The organism is Syntrophothermus lipocalidus DSM 12680 (assembly GCF_000092405.1).
Lineage (GTDB): Bacteria > Bacillota > Syntrophomonadia > Syntrophomonadales > Syntrophothermaceae > Syntrophothermus > Syntrophothermus lipocalidus.
On record NC_014220.1, the window covers coordinates 793,391 to 818,072 of the forward strand.

General features: G+C 50.1%; 21 protein-coding genes, 1 other RNA gene and 1 other annotated feature. Of the genes, 18 read left to right on the top strand and 4 right to left on the bottom strand.

Annotated features, from left to right (window positions below):
• Positions 1-40 precede the first annotated feature (40 nt).
• The 18 genes from SLIP_RS03770 to SLIP_RS03850 all read left to right on the top strand — a co-directional run bounded on the left by SLIP_RS03770 (position 41) and on the right by SLIP_RS03850 (position 20,452).
• Complete coding sequence (locus SLIP_RS03770) at positions 41-1,420, top strand: phosphomannomutase/phosphoglucomutase (protein ID WP_013174947.1); 1,380 nt, start codon at positions 41-43, stop codon at positions 1,418-1,420.
• A 191-nt stretch (positions 1,421-1,611) separates the two neighbouring features.
• Positions 1,612-2,526, top strand: a complete 915-nt coding sequence (locus tag SLIP_RS03775; RefSeq protein ID WP_013174948.1) for a cation diffusion facilitator family transporter — start codon at positions 1,612-1,614, stop codon at positions 2,524-2,526.
• Between the two features lie 162 nt (positions 2,527-2,688).
• On the top strand, positions 2,689-5,544 hold the full coding sequence (recJ, locus tag SLIP_RS11975) for a single-stranded-DNA-specific exonuclease RecJ (protein WP_013174949.1): 2,856 nt from the start codon (positions 2,689-2,691) through the stop codon (positions 5,542-5,544).
• Complete coding sequence (locus tag SLIP_RS03785) at positions 5,544-7,718, top strand: RelA/SpoT family protein (protein ID WP_013174950.1); 2,175 nt, start codon at positions 5,544-5,546, stop codon at positions 7,716-7,718. The genes recJ and SLIP_RS03785 overlap by 1 nt, the downstream gene beginning before the upstream one ends.
• Positions 7,719-7,804: 86 nt before the next feature.
• On the top strand, positions 7,805-8,254 hold the full coding sequence (dtd, locus tag SLIP_RS03790) for a D-aminoacyl-tRNA deacylase (protein WP_013174951.1): 450 nt from the start codon (positions 7,805-7,807) through the stop codon (positions 8,252-8,254).
• Positions 8,255-8,266: 12 nt separating this feature from the next.
• Positions 8,267-8,887: an MBL fold metallo-hydrolase gene (locus tag SLIP_RS03795; protein ID WP_013174952.1), complete on the top strand. Its 621-nt coding sequence runs from the start codon at positions 8,267-8,269 to the stop codon at positions 8,885-8,887.
• A gap of 79 nt (positions 8,888-8,966) precedes the next feature.
• Positions 8,967-9,226: a binding site (T-box leader), on the top strand.
• A 249-nt stretch (positions 9,227-9,475) separates the two neighbouring features.
• Entirely contained in the window at positions 9,476-10,318 is an 843-nt protein-coding gene (aroF, locus tag SLIP_RS03800) for a 3-deoxy-7-phosphoheptulonate synthase (protein WP_013174953.1), read from the top strand.
• A gap of 1 nt (position 10,319) precedes the next feature.
• Positions 10,320-10,877, top strand: a complete 558-nt coding sequence (locus tag SLIP_RS03805; RefSeq protein WP_013174954.1) for a prephenate dehydratase domain-containing protein — start codon at positions 10,320-10,322, stop codon at positions 10,875-10,877.
• 111 nt (positions 10,878-10,988) lie between these two features.
• Entirely contained in the window at positions 10,989-12,479 is a 1,491-nt protein-coding gene (hemZ, locus tag SLIP_RS03810) for a coproporphyrinogen dehydrogenase HemZ (protein WP_013174955.1), read from the top strand.
• A gap of 48 nt (positions 12,480-12,527) precedes the next feature.
• A complete protein-coding gene (gene hisS / locus SLIP_RS03815; protein WP_013174956.1) occupies positions 12,528-13,793 on the top strand; it encodes a histidine--tRNA ligase in 1,266 nt (421 codons plus the stop codon).
• 16 nt (positions 13,794-13,809) lie between these two features.
• Positions 13,810-15,588, top strand: a complete 1,779-nt coding sequence (gene aspS / locus SLIP_RS03820) for an aspartate--tRNA ligase (protein WP_013174957.1) — start codon at positions 13,810-13,812, stop codon at positions 15,586-15,588.
• Between the two features lie 87 nt (positions 15,589-15,675).
• Positions 15,676-15,861, top strand: a non-coding RNA gene (gene ssrS / locus SLIP_RS12320) — 6S RNA.
• 27 nt (positions 15,862-15,888) lie between these two features.
• Positions 15,889-16,608, top strand: coding sequence for a tRNA threonylcarbamoyladenosine dehydratase (locus SLIP_RS03825; protein WP_013174958.1), 720 nt, complete (start codon positions 15,889-15,891; stop codon positions 16,606-16,608).
• Positions 16,598-16,819: a MoaD/ThiS family protein gene (locus SLIP_RS03830; protein ID WP_148216509.1), complete on the top strand. Its 222-nt coding sequence runs from the start codon at positions 16,598-16,600 to the stop codon at positions 16,817-16,819. The genes SLIP_RS03825 and SLIP_RS03830 overlap by 11 nt, the downstream gene beginning before the upstream one ends.
• 59 nt (positions 16,820-16,878) lie before the next feature.
• Positions 16,879-18,177 carry a phenylacetate--CoA ligase family protein gene (locus SLIP_RS03835; protein ID WP_013174960.1) on the top strand — a complete coding sequence of 433 codons (1,299 nt, stop codon included), beginning with the start codon at positions 16,879-16,881 and terminating at the stop codon, positions 18,175-18,177.
• A gap of 15 nt (positions 18,178-18,192) precedes the next feature.
• On the top strand, positions 18,193-18,621 hold the full coding sequence (locus tag SLIP_RS03840; protein WP_013174961.1) for an ACT domain-containing protein: 429 nt from the start codon (positions 18,193-18,195) through the stop codon (positions 18,619-18,621).
• Positions 18,622-18,727: 106 nt separating this feature from the next.
• Complete coding sequence (locus SLIP_RS03845) at positions 18,728-19,183, top strand: GyrI-like domain-containing protein (RefSeq protein WP_013174962.1); 456 nt, start codon at positions 18,728-18,730, stop codon at positions 19,181-19,183.
• A 222-nt stretch (positions 19,184-19,405) separates the two neighbouring features.
• A complete protein-coding gene (locus SLIP_RS03850) occupies positions 19,406-20,452 on the top strand; it encodes a CehA/McbA family metallohydrolase (protein WP_013174963.1) in 1,047 nt (348 codons plus the stop codon).
• Between the two features lie 140 nt (positions 20,453-20,592).
• Here SLIP_RS03850 and SLIP_RS03855 read toward each other — a convergent pair whose 3' ends face one another.
• The 4 genes from SLIP_RS03855 to SLIP_RS03870 are packed head-to-tail and all read right to left on the bottom strand — an operon-like array spanning position 20,593 to position 24,421.
• Positions 20,593-21,396, bottom strand: coding sequence for a class I fructose-bisphosphate aldolase (locus SLIP_RS03855; protein ID WP_013174964.1), 804 nt, complete (start codon positions 21,394-21,396; stop codon positions 20,593-20,595).
• Between the two features lie 45 nt (positions 21,397-21,441).
• On the bottom strand, positions 21,442-22,473 hold the full coding sequence (locus SLIP_RS03860) for a zinc-dependent dehydrogenase (protein WP_013174965.1): 1,032 nt from the start codon (positions 22,471-22,473) through the stop codon (positions 21,442-21,444).
• Positions 22,474-22,491: 18 nt separating this feature from the next.
• The gene (locus SLIP_RS03865; protein ID WP_013174966.1) at positions 22,492-23,223 is read right to left on the bottom strand and encodes a phosphoribosylanthranilate isomerase; all 732 of its coding nucleotides are present in this window, start codon (positions 23,221-23,223) and stop codon (positions 22,492-22,494) included.
• Positions 23,201-24,421 (bottom strand): GHMP family kinase ATP-binding protein, encoded by a 1,221-nt coding sequence (locus SLIP_RS03870; RefSeq protein WP_013174967.1) that lies wholly within the window; start codon positions 24,419-24,421, stop codon positions 23,201-23,203. Before SLIP_RS03870 ends, SLIP_RS03865 begins: the two co-directional genes overlap by 23 nt.
• Positions 24,422-24,682: the final 261 nt, after the last annotated feature.

The following is a 24,682-nucleotide window of genomic DNA, read 5'->3' on the forward strand; positions in this document are numbered from 1 at the left end:
CAAGATACATGCAAGGATTGCCTGAAAGGAGAGGTGACCTGTGAACGGTAATGTATTTAGGCAGTATGACATCAGGGGTATAGTTGATAAAGAGCTGACCGATGAATTGGTAATCGGTATCAGCCGGGCCTTTGCGGTATGTGCGGACCGCCGGGGGTTTAAAGAGGTTTTGGTTGGGCGAGATAATCGCAAATCCTCACCCCGTTACCGTGATCTAGTGGTCGAAGCTTTGCAGGCTTCCGGTTGTCGGGTTGTGGATATCGGTACGGTGGTGACGCCCATGTTTTACTTTGCTGCCCGCTACTTGGGAATTAAGGCAGGATTAATGATCACTGCCAGTCACAATCCGGGAGACTACAACGGGTTCAAAGTGTTGTTAGGTGAGACTACCATCTATGGTGAAGAAATACAGGAGCTGCGCCGGATGGTGGAAAGGGGAGAGTCGATTACGGAACCGGGTGGGCGGCTGGAGATAGCAGATATTACTAAGGCTTATATCGATATGATAAAAGACAAGGTGAAATTAGGGCCGAGGAAACTTAGTGTTGTTGTGGATTGTGGGAATGGTACCGCTTCTTTCTTCGCGCCGCGCGTTTTTCGAGAGTTGGGCTGTAACGTGTATGAACTTTACTGCGAATCGGATCCTGAGTTTCCGAACCATCATCCTGATCCGGTGAAGCCAGAGAACTGCCAGGACCTTATCCAAAAGGTTCAGGAGATAGAGGCCGATCTCGGGCTGGGGTTTGACGGAGACGGGGATCGGTTGGGTGTTGTTGACCGCGAAGGTAACATTATCTGGGGAGATATGTTGATGATACTTTTCTGGCGGGAAATATTGCCGAAGTATCCTGGATGTTACTGCATTGTGGAGGTCAAGTGCTCGCAAAGCCTTATCGATGAAATCAAGAGGTTGGGAGGCCGGCCCCTTATCTACAAAACGGGACATTCATTGATTAAGGCCAAGATGAAAGAGATAGGAGCCGTGTTCACGGGCGAGATGTCTGGGCACATGTTTTTCGCTGACGAGTATTACGGTTACGACGATGCTTTATATGCAGCAGCTCGGTTGCTTCGGATACTTTCTAACAGCAATCAGACCATAACCGAAATGCTCGCAGATGTTCCCAAGTACTATGCCACACCGGAAATCAGGGTGCACAGCAGCGATGAGGAAAAATTCAGAATCGTTAATGAAGTACTGGAACACTTCAAGAAGAAGTACGAGGTCATAGACGTAGATGGGGCACGGATACTGTTCCCGGACGGTTGGGGATTGGTACGAGCTTCGAATACCGGGCCTGAATTGATACTGAGGTGTGAAGGAAGCACGCCAAGAGCTTTGGAGAACATCAAGGAAGAGCTATTCGGTTACCTTAAGAATCTGGGACTAGAGGTCGATGTTGGCGGTTTAACTAGCTAGAAAAAGTTTTGGACGTTTAGTCTTGCTGTTGCTTGTAAGGAACTGCGGGGTGTGGTAACATAAAACTTAATAATTGGAACTGGTTTTGGTCAGGCGTTCGAAGCCGGGCCCTAGCGGGCAGCGGTTGTGAAATCCGCGGGACTTCATCGTAAAAGGTGGGGTCCCGTTTTTTGATATACAGGGGGTTGTGGATGATGGAAAAGAGAGTCAAGGCGGCTTTGGTTTCGGTTATCAGTAACACATTCTTGGTTACAGCTAAACTCGTAGTTGGTTTTCTGATAGGCTCGGTGAGTGTGATTTCTGAGGGCATTCATTCGGCTAATGATCTTTTGGCATCATTTATAGCTCTATTCGCGGTGAAGTCAGCCTCAAAGCCGCCTGACGAGAAGCACAATTTCGGCCACGGCAAGATCGAGAACATCTCCGGTACGATCGAGGGTCTACTTATATTTATAGCTGCTTGTTTGATAATCAAGGAGGCAATCGAAAAAATTTTGCATGGCGGTGAACCCTTGGCCCTGGGGTGGGGAATCGGGGTTATGGGGCTTTCCGCCCTGGTAAATTTGTTGGTTTCTTCTTATTTGATGCGGGTAGCAAAAGCTACTCATTCCATAGCTTTAGAGGCGGACGCCATTCATCTCCGAACCGATGTCTACACCTCAGCTGGGGTTTTTGCGGGCTTGTTATTGATACACTTCACAGGATGGACAATGCTTGACCCGATTGCTGCCATTCTCGTTGCTATGTTAATTATCAGGGCCGCTTTTGAACTGACGTCCAAAGCGTTTGTACCTTTGATCGACACGGCTCTCTCGGAAGACGAAGTCAGTGAGATAAAGGCGATTATTGAAAACTACAGCGACAAGTTTGTGGAATACCACGATTTACGTACAAGGAGGTCCGGACGCGAAAAGCATATTGATTTTCATCTGGTAGCTCACTCCGATTCGAGCATCCAAGAGGTTCACGACCTTTGCGACTCGATAGAGGATCACATTATGAGGGAGATACCCCACTCGCATGTGTTGATTCACTGTGAGCCTGTGTGCTGTTGTGAAGGCGAGGAAGCTTGCCAAGCTGCAGATTTAACCAGAAGTCATGCCTAATAAAGCGGAGATGAATTTTACTTTGCAATTTGATATGGTTGTTTGTGCCAACCCGGGTATATCCCGGGTTTCTAATTTCTGCATGGCGGGCCACCTGTAAACATAGTAGAATTTCAATTAGTACTACCCTGGGGACAGGCTTGGGACTGAGCGAGGTAAGTCATGAGAAAGTTTCCGATTTGGACAGTGAAAACGGCAGAAAACCGAGTGATAAGGGAAATACAAGAAAGTTTGGGGATATCTGAGGTTTTGGCGCGTTTGCTTTACTTGCGTGGGATTAGAACGCGTGAAGAAGCGCGCCTGTTTATTGATGGTGGTTTGGACGATTTATGTGATCCGTTTTTGTTGCCCGATTTAGCCGCTGCGGTAAATCGGTTGGAAAAGGCACGCCAATACCGCGAAAAGGTACTCATTTACGGTGATTACGATGTTGACGGAATCTGCAGTGTGGTGATGCTGAAAGAGTTCCTAGATTATCTGGGAGTGGAAAACAGCTATTACATCCCGAATCGTTTCTCCGAGGGTTACGGTCTCAATGAGGAAGCGGTTAAGGAAGCCGTGCAAAAGCAATACCAACTACTGGTAACCGTTGATTGCGGGATTTCTTCCTGCCGGGAAATCGAATTAGCCGCTGGTTTGGGACTTGATGTAGTGGTTACCGACCATCATCAGCCGCCGGAGCAATTGCCGCCAGCTGTGGCCATAGTTAATCCCAAGCTTGTTCAAGAACCGGGCCTACAGGAACTGGCCGGGGCTGGAGTCGTGTTTAAGCTAGTCACTGCTTGGGCTGATATAGCTGCGCCCGAGTACGATAAGACTAAGTGGCTGGACCTGGTTTGCTTGGCTACCGTTGCCGACATAGTCGCTCTGCTGGGTGAAAACAGGTTGCTGGTTAAGGCTGGATTGGAGTTCGTCGCAAAAACGGAACGACCCGGACTCAGGGCTCTTTTGGATGAGAGCGGGTTGAACGGTAAGAGTCTTAAGGCCTGGCACATTGGGTATGTGGTGGCGCCGAGGCTTAATGCTGCTGGCAGGATAGGAGATGCAGATGTTGCAGTAGAATTACTTCTTACTCAAGACCCCGGGAAAGGGCTGGATCTCGCCAGGTTTCTGATTCAACAAAACCGTCAACGACAGGAGGTTGAAGCCCAAATACTACAGCAGGCCACTAAAGAAGTAGCAGACAGCGCAGATATTGAAGCGCAGAGGGTACTTGTAGTGGCCGGAGATGGCTGGCATCAAGGAGTAATAGGGATTGTAGCTTCGCGGCTGACAGAACAGTTCGGACGTCCTACCATATTGATCTCCTGGGACGAGGACTACGGGAAAGGATCGGGACGGAGTGTTGATGGCTTTGATCTTTATCAGGCTCTGTGTCAGTGCTCTCATATTTTGAACCGGTTCGGGGGGCACCGCTATGCGGCTGGATTAATTTTGGAAAGGGCTCGTTTCCACGAATTTCGTGAAGAAATCAATAGAGTAGCGGCTTCGATGACCGGGAGTGCAGGGTTAGTGCAGAGGTTGGAGATTGATTGTGAAGTAGCCCTAGATGACATAGACTGTCAACTCTTAAATGAACTGGCGATGTTAGAACCTTTTGGAGAGGGAAACCCAGTACCCAACTTGCTTTTGCGCCGGTCCCACTTATCCGATCTGATGTGGGTGGGAAAGAACTCGGAACACGCGAAGTTTTGGGTCGACAATGGCAAAAGGAAAATAGAGGCCATCGCTTTCAACGCCAAAATTGAAAAAGAGGTGGATTATTCGAGTTTTTTGGTTGACCTTGTATTCCAACCGGAGCTTGATGTTTATAATGGAGATACGAGGCTTGTACTTAAGGTCAGGGATATGAAGCCTAGTTGGGCAGCCGATGATTCACAGGCCCGGGCCCCTGCCGTAGGAGTGTCACCGCCGCCACCTGTTCTGCTATCGCTGGGACAAAAGGTTGAAAATGAACTCAGATGCGGTAGACCGGTAGTGTTGGTTTACCCCACTTTGCGGTGTTTGGACAGGCATCTTTTATCTATGCAAAGTTTCTTGTCACGTCGAGCTTTAGCTATACTTAGTGGGAGACAGTCCCGGGAGATGAGAAATAACGTAATACGGATGCTGTTAGCGGGCGAGAACCGCTTGTTTTTGACAACCGAGGTACTTTTTAAATACTATATAGAAAACTATGTTCTTCCTGAGCGGTTGCAATTACTGTGCTTTGTCATGCCGGAGGGGCAAGCCACTGACTTAGCAAATTTTGGACGGAATCACCTCGAAGTGACGATCTGTTTGCCTGATTCTCGTGATTTCGACCATGCGGTGCAGGTGGTAGAACCGGCAAAAAGGTTAAAAAGGGCGTTCATTTATGCCAACCGTGCGGTTACGGTTCACCGTCTTTGTGGTGAACGGGTGGGTTTGATATCAGAAGCGGGAATAGATGATATAGAGAAGCGTTGGCAGGCTAGGGATAGGTTTCGTCAGGGGTTAGGAAATGGTCTGGTTTCCGACGGTAAGTTTGGATTGGCGTTACCGTTTTTGTCGGAAGTAAAAGAGGTGTTGTTTGCCGATTCTCCCTTTGGGCTGAGCGAAGCGCTGGGTTTTATGAGTCAGGCCAGTCGTCCGGAAGAAGGGTTGTTTTTCTGCTTTACGGAAGAGGATTTGGCTTCAAACCGGCGTTATTTGGAACGGATTTTCCCTGGTCCAGATTCAGTTAATTCTTTTCTGGGGTATGTCAAAGAACTGGATAGGACCGAGGTAGCCATTGATCAGAAAATGATGTTAGAACTGAACGAGTACATGGGAAGGAAGCTAGAAACAACGGAGTTGAAGGCGGTTCTGCAAATTCTCCGTGAGTTGGACGTATGCCGCACCATTATGAATAATGGGAGGGTTCAAATAGTTTTCATGGACGACGGAAGTGGTAAAGCGAATATTACCGAATCCTTATACTTTCTCGAGGGGTACGCGACCCGAAAGAGTTTTCTCCGATGGTGCGAGGTGTGTCGAAGGGCGCGGGTGGTGATTTGATGGAACTTGCCCAGCTTATCAACAGAATCGAGAAATACCATTCACCGGAGGATATAACCGAAATCGAAAGGGCGTATGCTTTCGCAGAGAAGGCCCATGCTGGCCAGACCAGGATTTCTGGGGAGCCCTATGTGTGCCATCCTTTGGCGGTTGCCATAATCCTCGCCGAATTGGAATTGGATGCAGCTACTTTGATAGCTGCTCTTTTGCATGATGTGGTTGAAGATACAGAGGTCACCCTGGAAGAAGTCAAGCTTCAGTTTGGGGAAGAGGTGGCTCTGCTCGTAGATGGGGTTACCAAGCTGGGCAAGCTGGAGTTTATGTCTAAAGAAGAGGCCCAGGCCGAGAACCTGCGCAAGATGTTCCTGGCGATGGCCAAGGATATTCGAGTGCTTATTATAAAGCTGGCTGACCGCTTGCACAACATGAGAACCCTAGTTTATCAACCTGAGCGAAAACAGGTAGAGATCGCTGAAGAGACTTTGGAAATATTTGTTCCTTTGGCTCACAGATTGGGTATATTCCGTTTCAAATGGGAGTTGGAGGATTTATCTTTTCTATACTTGGAACCTGATACCTATTATGAGCTAGCCCGGCGGCTAAAAGCAAAACGCAAAGAGAGAGAGGAATACGTACACGAGCTGATAGCGCGAATAAGGGCAGAGTTGCAGAAGATAGGAATAGAAGCTGATATTGCCGGGCGTCCTAAAAACCTTTACAGCATTTATACCAAGATGCTCAAACAAGGAAAGGACCTGGATGAGATCTACGACAAGATCGCCATTCGGGTGCTGGTGGATACGGTCCGTGACTGCTACGGGGTTCTTGGGATAATCCATACCTTGTGGAAACCACTGCCGGGGAGATTCAAAGACTACATCGCTATGCCCAAACCTAACATGTATCAATCCTTGCACACCACCCTGATCGGGCGTGGGGGCGAACCGTTCGAAGTGCAGATAAGGACCTGGGAGATGCACCGGACGGCTGAGTACGGGATAGCAGCGCACTGGAGGTACAAAGAAGGGAAAACCAAAACCAGCGACCTCGACGAAAAGCTGGCTTGGTTGAGGCAGATGTTGGAATGGCAACAAGAGGTCAAGGATACCCGCGAGTTTATGGAATCTCTGCGCATAGACTTGTTTGCAGACACGGTGTTCGTCTTCACGCCCAAGGGCGATGTTGTAGAACTTCCTCGAGGGTCCTGCCCTGTAGATTTTGCTTACCGGGTACACACTGAAGTCGGGCACCGATGTGTAGGAGCTAAGGTTAACGGCCGTATTGTGCCTCTTGATCACCAGCTAAACAACGGTGATATCGTACAGATAATAACTTCGAAACAGTCAACTGGTCCGAGTCGGGACTGGCTGAATTTTGTGAAGACTTCTCAGGCCAAGAGCAGGATTAAGCAGTGGTTCAAAAAGGAGAAGCGAGAAGAGAATATTATAAGAGGCCGAGACCTGTTAGAGAGCGAACTCCAGAAAAACAACCTAGATCCTAAAGAGTTCTTAAAAGAAGAACGCCTGCAGAAGATAGGGCAGAAGTTCAGTCTCAACAAAGTAGAAGATTTGTTCGCTGCTCTGGGCGATGGAGCCCTGACGGCCAATCAGATCATCGGCAAAATGAAGGAGGAATTTTTCAAGCAGAAGCAGTTGGATGATCTTCTTGCTCGTAGCTTGAAGAAGCCCAAAACTGTGGGCAAGGTGGAAACGGGAGTCGGGGTCAGTATCAAAGGCATCAGGAACGTGGAGGCAAGACTTGCTCACTGTTGTAACCCGCTGCCGGGGGATGAGATCATAGGTTACATTACTCGGGGGAAAGGGGTGTCTGTTCATCGGGTGGATTGTCCTAACATCCACGCTCATCTGCGCGACCATAAAGAGGCAGAAAGACTGGTCGAAGTAGAATGGGACTCCAGCAACCAGGCTATTTATACCGTAGAAATCGAAATAACCGCTTTCGACCGCTCGCGTCTTACCATGGATGTCATGGCCGTGGTAGCAGAAGCTAAGATACCAATTAACTCAGTGTTTTCGCGAGCGGACCGAAAGAGTAAAATGGCGACCATAAACTTGAAATTGGAGATAAAAGACCCGAGTCATCTCTATGCGATAATGCAACGGATTGCCAAGGTTAAAGATGTTATGGAGGTTAAGAGAGTTGTTCATTCGTAGATATTCAATTCGGTGCGAGAAATATTACGCACCAAGCAACAAAGGATTCGGCCAAGACTCGCCTGAGACACGGGAGAGTGATTGATGTGCGGGCCGTAGTACAGAGAGTGGTCAAAGGAAGGGTTCTGGTAGAAGACAGAGAAGTGGGGCGCATCGGTCACGGACTTGTGGTGCTGCTCGGGGTCAAAAAGGAAGATAGCGAAGCAGATGCCAGGTATTTGGCGGACAAGGTCTGCAACCTGCGAGTGTTCGAGGATGATGCGGGTAAGATGAACAGGTCTTTGCTGGATATAGGCGGGTCCGTGCTGGTGGTGTCTCAGTTTACGCTCTTAGGTGACGCGCGCAAAGGAAGGAGGCCGAGTTTTAGCGAGGCCGCTGATCCCGTCCGAGCAATTCCACTAATAGACGCTTTTGTATCTGAGGTCAAGAACAGAGGGGTCGAGGTATCAACCGGTGAATTCGGTGAACATATGATGGTTGAGATTCACAATGATGGCCCCTGTACCATATTACTTGACAGCGAAAGAGTATTCTGAGGAGGGATTGGGTTGATTCTGAAGTGGCTAGAAGTAGGTTCGATCGGAGCAAACTGTTACATTATTGGCTGTGAAGAGACTCGGGAGGGGGCTGTCATAGACCCAGGGGGGAATGGCCCTTCGATTGTACAGGTTATTGAAAGCCTTAAACTGAAAATAAAATATATAATCAATACCCATGGGCATATTGATCATATTGGGGCTAACCGTCAGGTCAAAGAAGCTACCGGGGCAGAAATCCTGATTCATGAAGAAGATGCGGGTATGCTGACTAATCCGGTTTCCAATTTTTCAATGTTTATGGGCAGAAACATAACCAGTCCTCCAGCCGATAGGTTTATAAAGGACGGTGACATAATTAAGATCGGAAACACGATAGAACTTGAAGTCATCCACACTCCAGGACATACTCGGGGCGGCGTCTGCCTTAAAACCGGTGACATCATTTTTGCTGGAGACACGTTGTTCGCTGGCTCGATTGGCAGGACCGACTTCCCCGGGGGGTCTTTCAAGACTTTGATCGAGTCCATAAACAACAAGATAATGTGTTACGAGGACCACGTGAAGGTTTATCCGGGGCACGGACCGGCCACGACGGTAGGATTTGAACGCAAGCACAACCCGTTTTTGTGATATTGTTTCAAATCTTTCACGAAGTTCTTTACAAGAGGATGCTTTGCATGGTATGATTCATTCAAAGTAATCTAATACCGGAAAAGTGATGATGAAGGAAAGTAGCTCCACGGAATCCTACAGGGAGGAGATGCCGTGACTGGAAGCATCTCTAGGAGGAAAGGGAGTGAAGTTCCCTTCTGAACTCCCGGCTGAAACCGCCAAGCGGCAAGTAGGTCGAGGCGGAGACTTCCACCGTTAAAAGGAAGGGGATATCGGATGGCAGATCCCGTATCCTGCAAAGAGCGGACCGAGTTCAATTTGGGTGGTACCGCGGAAAGTAAGCTTTCCGTCCCATGGGCGGAAGGCTTTTTTGATTGCAAGGGTAACCGGGGCTACATCATCCCGTATCCTGGCGAGCGGGCTTGATCCAGGCCAAGTAGGGTGGTACCGCGGGAGGAAAGAAAACCTCTCGTCCCTTTCGAGGACGAGAGGTTTTTATATTTCTTACGAAAGGTTCGAAGGAGGTGATGAAAGATGGAGGTTGACTTTGATTTTTGGAGTTTTGAAACCGAATGGTTTACCACTTACTTGTGAAGGAGGATTATTATGGAGAGCAAGAGTCAACGCACATGCGGTGAACTCAAAGTCATGAAAAATTCTGAAACGCGTCATCCCCTAGTCCGCGTTAAAGACTGCGTTGTAGGAGGCCATGATGTGACAGTTATCGCCGGCCCCTGCGCGGTGGAGGACGAAGAAACCTTATGGGCGACTGCAGTACAGGTCAAGAAAGCGGGGGCCCATATTCTGCGGGGCGGGGCTTACAAGCCCAGAACCTCGCCTTACAGTTTCCAGGGCTTAGGTAAAACGGGACTGAGAATCTTGGCTTCAGTGGGTCAGGCTTTGGGAATGCCGGTCGTAACCGAGGTAATGGATACAGCTGACATAGAAGAGGTTGCCGCTTATGCCGATGTATTGCAAATCGGAGCCCGTAACATGCATAACTACGGGTTACTGAAAAGACTGGGAAAGGTTGAAAAACCGGTTATACTGAAGAGGGGTCTGTCTGCGACCATTGAAGAGTGGCTGATGGCAGCCGAGTACGTGGTATCCGGGGGCAATGACCAGGTCATACTGTGTGAAAGGGGAATAAGGACTTATGAACCCTGGACGCGGAACACGCTGGACCTCTCCGCTGTGGCCTTGGTTAAGACTCTTACCCATCTTCCTGTAATCGTTGATCCAAGCCACGCTACTGGTAAAGCCGATCTTGTCGGTCCCATGGCGAGAGCTGCGGTTGCTGCCGGTGCTGACGGTTTGATGATCGAGGTCCATATTGATCCGTCCAAGGCCTTATCTGACGGAGAGCAGTCTTTAACCCCAGGCCAGTTCGCGCAGTTGATGCAAGACATAAGAGCGTTAACCTCCATTCGGCAAAGGCGGGTGTCGTGAAATGAAACCTGTTTATGCCGTACTGGGTTCCCGCTGTACATTTACCGTGGAAGCGGCCCGCTGTTACTGGGGAGATGGTGTAGATCTGCTAGGCTTAAAGTCTATCCCAGAAGTCTTCGAGTCTGTCGTGCAAAGCGGTGTTAGTGGGGGCATGGTCCCGGTTGAAAACTCGATCGCCGGGCGAATCCCCGAAACCGAAGCTGGGCTCAGAGAGTTTCCAGTAGTCGTGGCTGGTGAGATTTGCCTCACAATACAACACTGTTTGCTTTCGACCAAACCCTTAGCCATTGACCGGGTTAATCTGGTCTTCAGCCAGGCCCAGGTGTTTGCCCAGTGCCGGCGGTTTTTACGCGAACACCTGCCATGGGTAACGCTGGTAGCGGTTGCCAACACCGAATTGGCAATCCAGATGGCCCGGCACGCAGGTGAAAACTCCGCGGCCGTAGGGTCGGCATTAGCAGCTGATATCTACGGTATGCACGTCATAGCCAAGGGGATTCAGGACAGTGATTCCAATGTTACCCGCTTTGTCCATATCAAGCCACGAGAGCCGCAATAGGGGAGAAGAGTTAGGCCACTCAGGAAAGTACGAGGTAGGGGTAAATATCTTAATGTTTTAGTGTGAATCAGGTACAATCAGAACACATTCTGGCAATGGGGGAAACACTAGATGAAACTGTTGCTACAAACTGATCCTCCAACCATGACAGCCTGGCTCCACGATGTGGTGAGATTGTACTACCCTGGGTGGAAAATTGAAGTTGAGGACTCGGGACAGGCTGAAGGGCGGATGAGAATCGTTCGCAGCCAGTCAAAGGGAAAGGTGGAAGTCGCCCTTACAGTAGAGGACAGGAATGGCACCATCCGGGAGAGAATAATGCTTGAGGCCGGCGACGAGAAAAACAGTGAAGACGTAGAGAAGGAAGTCCGGCGTCAAATACGGCTCATAACGTACCGGCTTCTGGCCCGGCATACGGGAAAGGAAGGCAATCCCTATGGTATCCTCACCGGAGTGCGCCCGACCAAGCTTGTTCAGCGCTGGCTGGATGAAGACCTCCCGACAGAACAGGTAGAAACTAGGCTAGAAAATCAATATGCCATCAGACGGGACAAAGCGAAGTTGTTGACTGAGATTGCGTTGCGAGAAAGGCCCTACCTCATGGATAACGATGCTGCTTCCCGCTATCTCAGCGTCTACGTTGGGATCCCGTTCTGCCCGAGCCGCTGTCATTACTGTTCGTTTCTAGGTGCAACGGTGACCGACTATTCTCGCCAGGTAACACCGTTTATGGAGGCATTAGGCCGGGAGGTGGAGGTGTTCGGTCAGGTAACCAAGGATTTGGGATTTAAGGTCCAGTCCATCTATGTGGGTGGGGGAACTCCTACAGTACTGGCCTGTAACGACCTTGAAGTGTTGCTGGAATGGCTTAACCGTTATTTTGTTTCGGCCGCCACCAGGGAGATCACAGTAGAGGCCGGCCGTCCCGACACCTTGACTGCAGAAAAGTTGAGACTGTTACGAGAAGCTGGAGTGACTCGAATCTCTATTAATCCGCAAACTATGAACGACGCGACACTGAGGGCCATTGGGAGAAGCCATTCGGTAGAAGAGGTGGTACGTGCTTTCGAACTAGCACGGCACGAGGGTCTTAGACAAATAAATATGGATCTAATAGTTGGGCTTCCGGGTGAAGGGATGAAAGAGTACACGAACACAGCAGATCGGATTCTGCAACTAAAGCCGGAAAACGTGACTGTTCATGTTCTGGCGGTGAAACGAGGCTCAGTCTTGGCTGAAACCGAGCGCGGGGTAGGTGCCAGGGAGCAAATCGAGCAAGTCGAGAGAGGGATCGAAATGTTTCGGAACCGTCTTACCGGCACCGGCTACGAACCCTACTACCTTTACCGCCAGCGTTATATGGCTGCCAACATGGAGAACCTGGGCTATTCTTTACCGGGCTGCTATTGCCTGTACAACATCCTGATGATTGAGGAGAGGCAGACTATTCTGGGATTAGGCGCCGGTACTGCTAGTAAATTCGTGAATCCCGGCAGTTGGACCTTGACCTCCTTATATAGCCCCAAGAACCCGTTAAGTTACGTAGAGTCTTTGTCACGCTTGATCCGCAACAAAGTTGACAAGCTAGGGGCCTTGACCTAGAATAGGTTTTAGATTTTTAGGGGATTTTTCCCTTCGGTGGTGGCAAAGATGAGCATTACCGGGCCGCGAGGCACCTACGACATTTTACCTGATGAGTCCAGGAAATGGCAGTGGTTGGAGGGACTTTTGCGCGAAACCGCTGAGTTATACGGGTTTCGGGAGATCAGGACTCCGGTTTTTGAGCATACGGAGCTCTTCCAGCGGGGAGTTGGCGAAACCACAGACATAGTGCAAAAAGAGATGTACACTTTTGCCGATAAAGCGCGCAGGAGCTTGACTCTCCGGCCGGAGGGCACGGCTTCTTGTGCTCGGGCATTTATTCAGCATCAGATATATAACCAGCCCCAACCTGTCAAGTGGTATTACCTAGGGCCAATGTTCCGTTATGACCGGCCGCAAGCTGGGCGCTACAGACAGTTTCACCAATTCGGGGCTGAGGTTTTTGGTAGCAACAATCCGTTTGTAGATGCCGAGCTTATAGTCATGATGGTGGATATGGTTTTTAAGGCTGGCCTGCCGCAATACGATCTGCGTCTCAATTCGGTTGGGTGTGAAACCTGTCGTCCTTCATATCGTCAGGCTTTGGTCAGTTTTTTGCAACCTATTAAAAAAGAGTTGTGTCAAGATTGCCGTAAGCGGATTGAGCTTAACCCTCTGCGGGTGTTAGACTGCAAGAACCAGGGTTGCCGCGAGGCAGTTACCGGTCTTCCCAGGGTTGCTGACTACTGGTGTAATGATTGTCGCCAGCACTTTACAGCCGTAACTCAGAGTTTAGACCGATACGAGGTATCGTACACTGTTGACGACCGGTTGGTGAGGGGATTGGATTATTACACCAACACCGCTTTCGAGCTGCTGGTGCCGGGAATAGGTGCTCAGAACGCGATTGGCGGAGGAGGCAGGTATAACCACCTGGTGAGGGAGGTTGGAGGGCCGGACGTTCCCGGTATAGGTTTTGCCATTGGTCTGGAACGGTTGTTATCGGGCGTAGAGGAAGCCGGCGCATTACCTGTGTTTTCACCGGACATAGAGGTTTATATAGCCGTGACCGGGCGTGAGTACGAAGCTTCAGCTGACCAAGCTTTGAGAGAACTGCGAAGAGCCGGGCTTAAGGCTGATCGGGACTATATGGGGCGGAGTTTAAAGGCCCAGATGAGGCAAGCTGACCGTCTGCAGGTCCCGGTCGTGGTGCTTATCGGAGAGGACGAAGCCACCAGAGGGACGTATACCATACGCCGCATGCAAACAAAAGAGCAGTATGAAATAGGGCAAGCAGACTTGATCGACGAAGTCAGGAAAATACTCGTTAAATAGCAGGGAGGAAACAAAGGTGTTGAAAAGAACCCACAGTGCCAGGGAAATCGCGCCGCTTCTGGTGGGGCAAAGGGTGGTTCTGAACGGATGGATCGACACGCGACGGGATCACGGGGGCTTGATTTTCGTTGATTTGCGGGACCGTTCCGGGATAGTACAGTTGGTTTTTAGCCCCGACGTGGACGAGAAAGCGTTTCGCTTGGCAGAAGAGATGCGTTCCGAACACGTGATTGGCGCCGAGGGTGTTGTGAGGATGAGGCCCGAAGGCACGGAGAACCTTAATCTCGAAACGGGGACGGTCGAGGTCTATGTCGATAAGGCCGAGATATTTAGCCGGGCTAAGACACCGCCGTTTTACATCGAAGACGGCATCGAAGTGGATGAACACCTGCGGCTGCGATACCGGTATTTAGACCTGCGCCGGCCTGAAATGAAAAACAACTTGGTGTTTCGGCACCGGGTTATAAAGGCCATGCGGGATTTCCTCGACAAGAGAGGCTTCCTAGAAATTGAGACTCCGATTCTTACTAAAAGCACGCCCGAGGGGGCTAGAGATTATTTGGTGCCGAGCCGGGTACATCCTGGGGAATTCTTTGCTTTGCCGCAATCTCCGCAGTTGTTCAAGCAGATATTGATGGTAGCAGGTATGGAAAAATACTTTCAGGTAGCCAGGTGTTTTCGAGACGAGGACTTGCGGGCTGACCGCCAGCCTGAATTTACCCAGCTGGACATCGAAACATCCTTCGTGGAAGAAGAGGACATTTTTGAACTGGTAGAATCGATGCTCTCAGAAGTAATCGAGGAGGTCATGGGAAGGCGCGTCGATACTCCTTTTCTACGCTTGACTTACCAGGAAGCTATGACCAGGTACGGTACCGACAAACCGGATTTGCGTTTCGGCCTGGAAATAACTGACGTAACTGAGATTGTTCGGGGCGTAGATTTCAAGGTCTTTAGTACTGCCATTGCCTCAGGTGGGGTAGTCAGGGCTTTAAACGCCAAGACTTGCGGTTCCTTTTCTCGTAAGGAAATAGATGACCTTACTGCGCTTGCTCTTAAGCTGGGGGCTAAAGGGCTGGCCTGGATAAACGTCACGACGGATGGACTCAAGTCCCCGATAACCAAGTTTATAAGCGAAGAAATCATGGAAAAGATGTTGGCGGCTTTAAAGGCAGAACCGGGGGACCTGATTTTGTTCGGGGCTGACCAGGAAGAGGTCGTTTGCCGGGTGCTGGGAAATTTACGTCTAGAACTGGGCAAAAAACTCAAGCTTGCTCGAGAAGAAGATCTTAGTTTTGTCTGGATTACCGACTTTCCGCTGCTTGAGTACGACGATGAAGAAAAGAGGTATGTGGCCGTCCACCATCCTTTTACTGCTCCTCGGATTGAGGATATTCCCCGGTTGGAACAGGAGCCCTTGCGGGTTAGGTCACGTGCCTATGACCTGGTCTTGAACGGGACCGAGGTGGGCGGCGGCAGTATCCGCATTCACCAAAGGGAGTTACAGGAGAGAATGTTTTCCCTGCTAGGAATGAGCCAGGATGAAGCAAAACAGAAGTTCGGCTTTCTGCTAGAAGCCTTTGAATACGGCACTCCTCCTCACGGAGGAATCGCTTTCGGTGTAGACCGCCTGCTTATGTTGCTGTCAGGCCGAGAAAGCATCCGAGACGTGATAGCGTTCCCCAAAACTCAGAGCGCGGTTTGTCCCATGACCGGGGCACCTTCCGAGGTTTCGGAGCGGCAGTTGAAAGAGCTGGGGATCAGGGTGAGGAGCAAACAAAAGACAGCAGAGTAAAAGCTTAGCGACAGTAGATTTCTTGAAAAGCACCGCTGGCTGTGATATGATGTACATGAAAACAGAACAGTAACGTTGAAAAACTTTTAGACCCTGCTGTGTTCGTGATAAACCGGTTAATTTTGGCCCAACACCAAAATATAGGGAGCCTGGACTCTGGGTGTGGCTTGCAGGCCCTCGATGGGAGGGAAGCATAAAGCATCCAGGAGGGCACCCACCTGCGTGGGACGCAGGTTCAAAATAACCGGTTACACACGACTCGGTGGGGCTTTTTGTTTTGCTGGAGGTAGAAAAAAGAGTATGGAAGACAGTCTGGCGCGAACCAGGATGCTGATAGGAGAGGATGGAATAAGAACACTTGCAGGGGCAAGTGTGGCCGTAATTGGACTCGGGGGAGTCGGTTCCTTTGCCGCTGAAGCTTTAGCCCGTTGCGGGATCGGGAATCTAACTTTGATTGACAAAGATACGGTGGTTGCTTCCAATCTCAACCGACAGTTGGTGGCTTTGCACTCGACCCTTGGACGGTTAAAAGTGGAGGTTATGAAGGAGCGTATTCACGATCTGAACCCGACAATCTACGTCCAGGTTTTTCCGGTACGGTATACGGAAGAAACTAGCCATGCCATAAACCTGGAACAGTATGACTACGTGGTGGATGCCATCGATTCGGTTCAGGATAAAATATTGTTGCTAAAGACTTGTTATCAAAAGAGGATCCGGATTATATCGTGTATGGGGACCGGTTGGAGGCTTGACCCGACTTTGCTAAGGGTAGCGGATATCAAAGAAACCAGCTTATGCCCGTTGGCGAGGAGGGTCCGTCGCGGGCTCCGGGCGGTAGGAATAGAATCTGGCATCAAAGTGGTGTATTCGCTAGAGAAGCCTTGTTTAGACCAGGTAGTTACAAGAGAAGTGGGCAGTATGGTACTGGTTCCGTCGGTTGCCGGGTTAATGATGGCGGCCGAGGTCGTTAAGGATATCTTGCAGACCGAAGGTGGTATCTGTGCAGGTGACATATAAGGTGATAGGCGAGTTGAAGAAAAAGGTGGTGCCAGATAGCGGGGATATAAACCTGCCGGCGGGGGCAACGGTCGGTCAGCTGGTTGCCGGCCTGGGATTGCCGGATGACTTGCACTTGGTAGCAGTGGTAGACGGCCGCAGGTATAAACAGTCTGATGTTTTGCAGGATGGACAAGAGGTTGTACTGGTGCTCCCTTCAGTGGGCGGGTAAGAAGAAAACTAGATGGAAAATCCTTTGGTAAAACAGGTTATTGCGAGGAGGGTTGTTTAATGTACTGGAATCAAGAAATGGAATGCATGCCTCGAAACCAACTTGAGGAATTGAAGCTGAGGCGTCTCAAGGAGACTGTCTTCAGAGTCTATGCCTTCGTACCTAGCTATCGAGAAAAGATGGATGCAGCAGGTATTAAGCCGTACGACATCCAGAAACTAGATGACTTGAAATACCTCCCTTTTACTACTAAGCAAGACTTGCGGGACAATTATCCATTTGGGTTGTTTGCGGTGCCGATGTCGGAAGTGGTTCGTATTCACTCGTCGTCGGGTACAACTGGAAAACCTACGGTAGTGGGGTACACCCGTAAAGACCTTTATACTTGGTCGGAGCTTATGGCCCGGGCTTTGACATGTGCCGGAGCGACCCGTCATTCTATAATTCAAAATGCCTACGGATACGGTCTTTTCACGGGAGGATTGGGGATCCATTATGGGGCGGAATTGATCGGGGCTTCGGTTATTCCCAGTTCGGGCGGCAACACTAAGCGCCAGATAATGCTGATGCAAGATTTCGGGACCACTGTTCTAACTTGTACTCCTTCTTACGCTTTATATATGTACGATGTCATGACCGAAATGGGCGTGTCGCCCAAGAATCTCAAGTTGAAAGCCGGGATTTTCGGAGCCGAGCCTTGGAGCGAAAACATGAGAAAGGACATCGAAAATAAGCTGGAGATTGATGCCTACGATATATACGGTTTGAGTGAGGTTATTGGTCCCGGAGTAGGTATTGAATGCTCGTGCAAAAATGGACTGCACATCTTTGAAGATCACTTCATACCGGAGATTATAGATCCTGGAACTGGAGAGGTTCTTTCACCCGGGAACGAAGGAGAACTGGTGTTAACCACTATCACCAAGGAAGCTTTTCCCATTATCAGGTACCGGACGCGAGACCTGACAGCTCTGACCTATGATCCCTGTCCGTGCGGCAGGACTCATGTGAGGATGAAGAAGGTTTTGGGGCGCTCAGATGATATGATAATTGTAAGGGGAGTCAATGTGTTCCCATCCATGGTCGAAAGTGTTCTTTTGAGTATAGCAGGGGTCGAGCCGCATTACCTCCTGGTAGTGGATCGGGTGGGAACTTTAGACGAGTTAGAGGTATGGGTAGAAGTTTCCGAGCGGTTTTTCTCTGACCAAGTAAGAAAACTGGAGGAATTAGGCCGAACGATACAAAAGGAATTAGAAAGCGCGCTTGGTATTTTGGTCAAGGTGCGTCTGGTCGAGCCCAAGTCTCTGGAGAGGTTTGAAGGCAAGGCTAAGCGGGTACTTGACAAGCGGAACCTGTAGGAGGGGGGATCGGTTATGGTCAAACAGATTTCGGTTTTCTTGGAGAACAAAGCAGGGAGATTGGCCAGCGTGACCCGGGTACTGGGTGACGCGGGTATCAACATACGGGCTTTGTCGATAGCCGACACTTCGGATTTTGGGGTATTGAGACTCATAGTCAACGATCCGGATAAGGCTTATCGTATACTGAAAGAGGCGGGATTCACCGTGAGCCAAACCGATGTGGTGGCCGTAAGCGTACCGGATCGGCCTGGAGGATTGGCTGAGATACTAGAGGTCATGGCCGAGGCCGACATCAACATCGAGTACCTGTACGCGTTTATCGGTACCACTGCCCGCAATGCCCTGGTTATCTTTAAAGTTGAAGATGTCGAAAAAACCACATCGTTTTTTAAGGACAAAGGTATTAAGTTCTTGGGGGCAAGCGAGATATATTCTTTATAGATGATGAGATACACTTATCAAGCAACAGTCGAACTCTTGCGTTCTGGCGGGGGTACGCTAGGTGTCTTTGTGTGGGTCCACAGTTATGAGAAAGGGGGAATCGGTTTTGGCGGGAACGGGTGAAGTACGCCGGTTGGAAGAGCTTAGAGTGGCAAGCATAAGGCAGGATATGCCTATACATGAACTGTCGGAGGTCATTAACCGGTTGGTTCGCTTTGTGAAAGAAAAGGGCATAGGGGCCGGAAAACCCATGGCTATCTATTACGATAAAGAATTCAATCCTGAAAGAGCCGATATTGAAGTCTGTGTTCCTGTAACCAACCCTTTTCCCAACGAAGGAGATATTCGTTGCCGAATCTTGCCAGCAGGCAAATATCTGGTTATAACTCATGAAGGTGCCTACGATACGATAAAGGCGGGATACGAGAGGCTATTGCACTATGCACAGGAAGAGGGCTACCGGATCATAGGTCCTCCCCGGGAAGTCTATATTGTTGGCCCAGGCTCGCAAGAGACGCCTTCCGCTTGGAAAACAGAGATATATTTTCCCGTACTGGGCTGACTCTTGCATTATTGAGTTCCAGACCAACCAGACAACAGAGGCATTGCTGAGATGAGACAGGATTTCGCTCGTGGGGGCAACAGATGCCTATCATACCATACTGGCGTGTCATCCACCGAAGAACGAGAAGGTTTGTTTCTATTAGTAATGCAGTTTCGCTCTTAAGGCCATCTGTGGCCCGTTTGTATGGCAGTTCGGTTTTATTGTGACGGAGAGATAACCGTGTATGAGTATGTAGGAAACATTCACTTGCATACTGAGTATTCCGACGGATCCGGTTCCGTTGACAGGGTGGTTGAGGCTGCGGCGCGAGCGGGACTCGATTTCATCGTTATCACCGACCATAACACCCTTCGGGCCAAGGAAGAGGAAGGGTATCATAAGGGTGTCTTGGTACTGGTCGGTATGGAGCTTAATTACAGGTGCAACCATTACTTAGTTCTGAATGTTTCTGAACCCGTGCCGTCCAATGATAAGGATCCTCAGGCGATTATTGATGAGGTACGGAATAAAGGGGGAATCGGGTTTATCGCTCACCCTGTAGAAAAGGGGTCGCCTTTTTACGAAAAAGGGCTTACTTATCCCTGGACTCAGTGGGACGCAAATGGCTTTACGGGGATCGAGATATGGAACCGTTTGAGTCAGTGGCGGGATGGGTTGCAAAGCGTCGGGAAAGCCGCGTATTTGACAGTGGTGAACCCCCACGCAGCTTTGGTTGGTCCTTATCAGGAAGTGCTTTCCCGCTGGGACGAACTGTTACGGCAAGGCATGGTGGTGGCCATCGGCGGGTCCGACTGTCACGGGGTTAACCTGAAGTTGGGACCGGTCAAACTGGGCATTGACGATTATTATTTGGCCTTTCGCAGCGTCAACACCCATATTCTCAGTCACCGGCCATTGGTGGGAAAATTGGAAACGGATGCGATGGTAGTTTACGACTGCTTAGTGAAAGGGAGTTGTTTTATAGCTTACGATTTTTTTCTGCCATCGCGCGGTTTTTTATTTTGGGCTCAAGACCGGCACCAGACGGCTTTGATGGGACAGTCGATTGCTTGCAAGCCAGAATTAAGTCTTTATGCCCGGACGGCTTTCCCGGCTAGAGTCGATGTTATTAGGGATGGGGCTGTTTGCTGGCGGAGTTACGGACGCTACCACTCTTTTAAGGTAGACATGTCCGGTGTCTACCGTGTGGAAGTTTGGCATGAACTGCGGGGACGTTTCCGCCCTTGGATATACTCTAATCCTATTTTTGTTGTCCCTCAGGATTAGCGAAGAACTGACTGATTTTTCTGTGACACGGCTTTATAATTTGAGACCTTGGCCCGATCGGTGATCGGGAACAGTATCAGCACTAGTTTAGACCCGAAGCGTGCTCCAAGCGGATGGAGCATGCTTCGGGAAAGGTTTTCTTAAGAGTTGATGGAATCGGACAAGAGCTGGGCCGCTTCTTTTACCGTGAAGTCTGCGTGAATCAAATGCCAGGCTGCATCGAGCAACTGAGCAGGGTGCGGGCTTTGCCATATGTTTCGGCCCATTACGATGCCGCGAGCTCCTCCTTGCAGGGCACCGTATATCATTTCCAAGGTGTCGATATCGGTGTCGCATTTCGGACCACCGGCGATCAACACCGGAACCGGGCAGCCAGAGACTACCTTTTCAAAGTCCTTTTCCGTGTAATAGGTTTTAACCATGTCGGCTCCGTGCTCAGCGGCAACCCTGGCTCCCAGGGCTATAAACTGAGCATCATGTTTCTTTTCTCCCACTTCTTTGCCCAGGCCGATGACTCCCAAAAGGGGCATGTTCCAGCGGTGGCATTCCTCTGCTGTTCTTGCTAAACCTAAAAGGGTTTCGTGCTCGTATTGAGAACCGATGAAAGCAGAGACCGCCACGGCATCTGCGGCCAGCGCCAAACCTTCGTTTACCGATGAAACCACTCCTTCACGGGTGATGTCTGGACCTGCGATGGTTGCACCGCCGGAGATGCGAAGTATAACGCCGGGGTTACCGGTAGGATCGAAAGCGTAACGGAAAACGCCTCCGGTCAGCAACCAGGCATCGACCTTACCGGTAGCATCGAGTTCTCTGATGGTTTTCCCAACATCAACAATCCCGGCAATCGGTCCCAAGGCGTACCCGTGATCAATGGCTATTACCAGGCTGCGCCCAGTACCGGGGTTGAGGATGCGCCTCATCCTATAGTCTAATCCGTTCATGATTGTTCCTCCTTTAATTTTCACCAACGAGTTCGACATGAAGCTCTACAGCAAAAGCATGCCTTTAATCATTTCGAGACTCTTGGCTTTTTCTATGGCATCTGTCATAGAATCCAAGGTAAACCTGTGGGTTATGAGGGAATCCGCAGCTATCGCTCCGCTGGCGATGAGATCAACTGCTTGGCGAAAATCCTGAGGGGTCGATGCGAAGCTACCGGTGATAGTGACCTCATGGTAGTGTACCCAACGCGGATCCACCTGTATAGCGTAGCCTGCTGGAGGTCCCCCAAAAATATTGAATATTCCGCCTTTGCTCACCATGGGCAAAGCTGATTGAATAGCTTGTGGGTTGCCCAGCGAGGTAACTACCACGTTGGCACCATCCCCAGCTGTAATTCTTTTTACTCCTTCAACAGGGTCCTGATCACCCGGATCCAGCACATAGTCTGCACCAAGCATCGAAGCCAGATTTCTTCGGTGAGCTAAGGGCTCGATGATGATAACCCTGGCTCCTACCCATTTAGCCAGCAAGAGGTGAATAAGACCCATGGGACCTGCTCCACAGATGACTACTGTATCTTCGGGCTTGACCCGGTTAGTTTTCAGGGCAGCCAGCCCGCAGGATAGCGGTTCGGCCATAGCGGCAGCCTCAAATGTTAGGTCTGCGGGTATCTGTACTACGCCCCCAGCCTGTACGATCTGGCGGGGAATTCGTACTAATTCGGCAAATCCCCCGTCTATGCCGTGGGCTAAACCGAATTCGTAGCGGCAAAGGTTATGCCTGTTTTGACGGCAAAAATCACACTGGCCGCAAACGGCGATGGGATAGATGGTTACCCTATCGCCCAGGTCAATACCTGAGACTTCTTCTCCGAGGGCGATGACTTCCCCGGCTACCTCATGCCCCAGAATTGTGGGCAAGTTCTGGGGCAGGCCTTGGCCCAGCAAAGTCTTGACATCGGTCGCACAGATTCCGGAAGCCCGAACTTTAACCACGATGTCGCCAGGTTCCGGCACAGGTGAGGGAACTTCCTCTACTCGAAAATCATTGATTCCATAAACGAGGAAAGCTTTCATTCAAGAACCCGTCCTTTCTCAAGCTTTATGCAATTCGGCTTCTTCCCACTGGCGAACTTGAATCAAGAGATCGCGTACCTTCAACGGATCCTTGTAGCCGATGGAAGACTCAACTCCGGAGCATAGATCTATACCGGCTGGATTAACGGTGCTAAGGGCTTCTCGGACGTTGCCGGGGTTTATGCCGCCAGCCAGGTAAATCGGAAGCGGGGCCTGAGTCACCAAATTCCGGACTAAGGACCAGTCAGATACCCGGCCAGTTCCACCATACCTGGTCCGGCCTGCAATGACCGCAACCGTATCCAGCACCACGAGGTCGATGCCTTGAGACCGTAATTCGTTGATTTTTGCCAGCAGAGAAGCCAGGCCGAATCGAGCAGATATTTGAACCTCATGATGAGCCCCATGAGCTTCCGGCAAATGCAAGGACTGCCATAAGGCTAGCTCGGGAAAGTCTTTTTTCAGTGAGGCTAGCCGGGCCTGGGGTGCCGGACTTAAGAATTGGATTCCGTAGGGCCGGCAGCCCTGCAGTAACCGGTTAAGGTCTTTCCAATCTGGATCATAGACCAGAACTATTCCCGGGATAGGAGGGTCGGTTAGGAGATTTATCGCCGAATCCAGTGTCTGAGAACGCGGAGAAAAAGAAACATCGAAAATAACTCCGAAGAAATCCGCACCGAGGTCCGCTACTGTGTTCCTATCACCGACTGACGTTATCCCACATATTTTAACCTTGCAGCCACCCTTCATTTTGGTAATTCCTCTCTTGTGAATTCTCGATTATTCTAGCCCCTAAATTATCGACTTCGGTTTCTATAATTCGAGTATTAGGAAAACCGTGATCGCGCAGGTATTTCATGATTCTGTTATATACTAGCGGTTGCTGAGTCAGGGCAAAAGTGGTAGGTCCGACCGAACTCATCCCGGCAACTTCGGCCCCCATCTCGCGAAAAAGACCGATATAATGAAAGATGTGTGCCCCATACAGCCCGTGTTGCTCGCACTCAGCCCGCTTTGAGCCGATGAAAGTCAAGTCAAGTATAGCATCTCCAATAGCTTTGAGGTCGCCTTTTACCATGGCGGGTAAGAGATCCAACAGGATCAGGTGCGCTTTCGTGTTGCACTGGCGAGCATCGAGGTAGCGGGCTCTCCTAAGCAAGAGACCGACTTCGGCTTCGGCAGCTGTGTCTTTACCTGTATATTCGTCTTTCAAACTAGGCACATCGGGTATGATGATGATAGCTTTCGTATTAGGTAGCGGAATACGGTAAATCAATTCAGCATCATCGGAACCGATAGCCATGCCTCCGTGGACTCCCACCATTGCTCCAATGCCGGTCTCGAAGTTGCGAATCAAGTAATCATTGCCGGTAGGGCTTTCTTCGCAAGCATTGTATACCATTACTCGCCGCAACTCCCGGTTGTTGAAAGGCCTCCCCAGGGCTTCGTTGATAGCGATGCAGGCTGCACACATGGTGCCGGAAGATGACCCCAGCCCTACGTGACGTCGCTTGTGATCAAACAGTTCGATATCGAAACCCCCGGGGTACTTGAGGATTTCTTTGAAAACATGAGCAAAGTGCTTGACGATGAGAGGGCGTTCACCTTTTACTGTGATTTCAGGAACGACAGTTGTTCGTACTCTGGCTTGAAAGTATATACCCAAAGCCAGGCCTATTCCGCCTCCTCCTGGTCGGTAAGGGTTAAACCGATTCATATCTAGGACCGATATGTGAAGGCGGGCCGGGACCTTAACTTCTACTTCTCTTTCCACTGCTTCTGAAACCACACGCGGCGCCACGCCGAAACTTTCTGGAAAGTTTATAAAACTCCTTTCGCCTGGTACAAATTCTTCGAGAACCGAGGTCAGGCAATCGAAGGGGCCACCGATGGTGCTGATTTCGATTCTCTGTTTTTGGGGCTGAAAAGCCAAATTCTGTACATGCATCGTTTTACTCCTTCCTTCCTACCGTATTACGGGTTGTTATTGGTATAGACCGACTAAAGAACAGTAGCCTGATAGCAGGTTTCACACCTCCTTCAGCCCGAGGAAAAGGAGGAGTACAAACAAAAAACACTCCGGTTGGAGTGCAGGTTAAACCGCTGACAACGCGTCGTCGCTGGAGAGACCACGCCGACAAGCGCCGTAACTACCGTCCTACCGTTCCTCAGGCAGTATTTCGTTTTTAAGTGATAACTTGGACTTAAG